Origin of the sequence: Anabaena catenula FACHB-362 (assembly GCF_014698735.1) — a bacterium.
Classification (GTDB): Bacteria; Cyanobacteriota; Cyanobacteriia; order Cyanobacteriales; family Nostocaceae; genus Anabaena; species Anabaena variabilis_A.
Map to the genome: position 1 here is coordinate 1 of NZ_JACJTQ010000109.1, position 3,349 is coordinate 3,349.

General features: G+C 51.7%; 2 rRNA genes. Both read right to left on the minus strand.

The annotated features are described in order from the left end of the window. Positions 1 to 53: 53 nt before the first annotated feature. Positions 54 to 171: ribosomal RNA gene (rrf, locus tag H6G68_RS26775) — 5S ribosomal RNA — on the minus strand. Positions 172 to 307: 136 nt separating this feature from the next. Further along, positions 308 to 3,130: ribosomal RNA gene (locus tag H6G68_RS26780) — 23S ribosomal RNA — on the minus strand. Between the last annotated feature and the right edge of the window lie 219 nt (positions 3,131 to 3,349).

A 3,349-nucleotide genomic window follows, 5' to 3' on the forward strand; every position in this document is an offset into this window, starting at 1 on the left:
AAAAACAAAAACCCCCCGGAATGAAGCGGGAGGGGGATTTGTGGTAGTGATAGACCTGGCATCGAGCTATTTTGGCGTGGGGCAACCCCCAGACTATCGTGGCCGCAACAGCGTTTCACCTCTGAGTTCGGGAAGGGATCAGTGTGGTTCCACCGCGCTATAGACACCAGGAAAACTTGGTGGGGGGCAGGGTGAGGGGGGCAGGGGGAAAGAAGAATTTTTATCTCCCTTGCTCCCTGCTCCCTGCTCTCTTACCTCTTCAAAACCCTGAAGACTGCAAGTAACGCGAAATGTAAAAATGAGAATAGAGGTCAAGCCCTCGGTCTATTAGCACGGCTCGGCTGCATACATTACTGCACTTCCACCTACCGCCTAAGAACGGGTGTTCTGCCCGTGACCTTACCTACTTATGTAGTGAGAGCACTCATCTTGAGGTGGGCTTCCCACTTAGATGCTTTCAGCGGTTATCCGCTCCGCACTTGGCTACCCAGCGTTTACCGTTGGTACGATAACTGGTACACCAGCGGTGCGTCCTTCCCGGTCCTCTCGTACTAAGGAAGGCTCCTCTCAATGCTCTTACGCCTGCACCGGATATGGACCGAACTGTCTCACGACGTTCTGAACCCAGCTCACGTACCGCTTTAATGGGCGAACAGCCCAACCCTTGGGACGTACTTCCGCCCCAGGTTGCGATGAGCCGACATCGAGGTGCCAAACCTCCCCGTCGATGTGGACTCTTGGGGGAGATCAGCCTGTTATCCCTAGAGTAACTTTTATCCGTTGAGCGACGGCCATTCCATGCTGCGCCGTCGGATCACTAAGGCCTACTTTCGTACCTGCTCGACTTGTCGGTCTTGCAGTCAAGCTCCCTTTATGCCTTTACACTCGTCGCACGGTTTCCAAGCGTGCTGAGGGAACCTTTGCGCGCCTCCGTTACTTTTTAGGAGGCGACCGCCCCAGTCAAACTGCCCACCTGAAACTGTTCCCTCTCCGGCTAACGGAGATGGGTTAGAATTCTAGCTTCGCCAGAGTGGTATCTCACCGTTGGCTCCATATTCCCCACAAGGAATATCTCCACGCCTCCCACCTATCCTGCGCAAGCGAAGCCCGAACACAATTCCAGGCTACAGTAAAGCTTCATAGGGTCTTTCTGTCCAGGTGCAGGCAGTCCGTATCTTCACAGACATTCCTATTTCGCCGAGTCTCTCTCTGAGACACCATCCAGATCGTTACGCCTTTCGTGCGGGTCGGAACTTACCCGACAAGGAATTTCGCTACCTTAGGACCGTTATAGTTACGGCCGCCGTTCACCGGGGCTTCGGTCGCCAGCTTCACTTTCGCTGACCGACTTCCTTAACCTTCCGGCACTGGGCAGGCGTCAGCCCCCATACGTCCTCTTACGAGTTTGCGGAGACCTGTGTTTTTGGTAAACAGTCGCCTGGATCTCTTCACTGCGACCCACTTCCTCAGTGGGCACCCCTTCTTCCGAAGTTACGGGGCCATTTTGCCGAGTTCCTTAGAGAGAGTTATCTCGCGCCCCTTGGTATTCTCAACCTCCCTACCTGTGTCGGTTTCGGGTACGGGTAACATATCTTCATCACATGACTAGCTTTTCTTGGCACTATCCTTCTCCACTCGGAGTTCGTAAACTCCTCCCAAACCAATCAGGGTGTGGTTATCTTTCATGCGTCCCTAGCAATGCTCCCATATGTTAGTAAGTGACTATTGACACTTTGTCCATCGACTACGCCGTTCGGCCTCGCCTTAGGTCCCGACTAACCCAGAGTGGACGAACCTGGCTCTGGAACCCTTAGGGTTTCGGGGTGTATGATTCTCACATACATTTGCGCTACTCAAGCCGACATTCTCACTTCCGTTTCGTCCACAGCTGCTCGCCGCTACTGCTTCTACCTACGACGGAACGCTCCCCTACCGATTAATTAATTAATCCCACAGCTTCGGTACATCGCTTAGCCCCGTTCATTTTCGGCGCGAGAGCGCTTGACTAGTGAGCTATTACGCACTCTTTCAAGGGTGGCTGCTTCTAGGCAAACCTCCTAGTTGTCTGTGCACTCTCACCTCCTTTATCACTTAGCGATGATTTGGGGACCTTAGCTGGTGGTCTGGGCTGTTTCCCTCTTGACAATGAAGCTTATCCCCCACTGTCTCACTGGCAATGTGTGCTCTGGGTATTCAGAGTTTGTCTCGATTTGGTACCGGTCTCCCAGCCCGCACCGAAACAGTGCTTTACCCCCCAGATATAATCATTACCGCTGCGCCTAAACACATTTCGGGGAGAACCAGCTAGCTCCTGGTTCGATTGGCATTTCACCCCTAACCACAGCTCATCCGCCGATTTTTCAACATCGGTCGGTTCGGACCTCCACTTGGTGTTACCCAAGCTTCATCCTGGCCATGGTTAGATCACCAGGGTTCGGGTCTATAAACACTGATTATCGCCCTTTTCAGACTCGGTTTCCCTTTGGCTCCAGCATTCTCGCTTTAACCTACCAGTGCCTATAAGTCGCCGGCTCATTCTTCAACAGGCACGCGGTCATCCGTTCAATCGGACTCCCACTGCTTGTAAGCTAATGGTTTCATGTTCTATTTCACTCCCCTTCCGGGGTTCTTTTCACCTTTCCCTCGCGGTACTGGTTCACTATCGGTCACACAGTAGTATTTAGCCTTACGAGATGGTCCTCGCTGATTCACATGGGATTCCTCGTGCCCCATGCTACTCGGGATTCAGCTACTATCCTTTGACTTTCGACTACGGGACTTTCACCCCCTCTGGTACAGTATTTAGCTGTTTCGTCTAGTCTCCGTGATTCGTTATCGCTGTCCCACTACCCCAAAAGGTAAACCCTTTGGTTTAGGCTCTTCCCCTTTCGCTCACCACTACTTAGGGAATCTCTATTGATTTCTCTTCCTCCAGCTACTAAGATGTTTCAATTCGCTGGGTTAGCTCATACCTGTCTATATATTCAACAGGCTGTATTTAGGGTTGCCCCATTCGGATATCTCCGGCTCATAGTTTGCTTCCAACTCCCCGGAGCATTTCGTCGGTAACCACGTCCTTCTTCGCCTCTGTGTGCCTAGGTATCCACCATTAGCCCTTATTAGCTTGACCACTTTCTCATTTCTTTCCACTTGCAAACTTTTCTGCTGTTCTGAAGCTCTTTTATACTCCGCTTTGAGTCTTTCACTCATCACTCGGTACTCATCACTCAGTACTCAGTTTCGTCTGCCTGCTTCTTTTCGCGTTACTATGCAGTTTTCAAGGTTCTGGCTGGTTCAACCCAGCAGTCTGACTCTCATCAGTTGCTGACTTCTTCCAATGTGGAGGTTA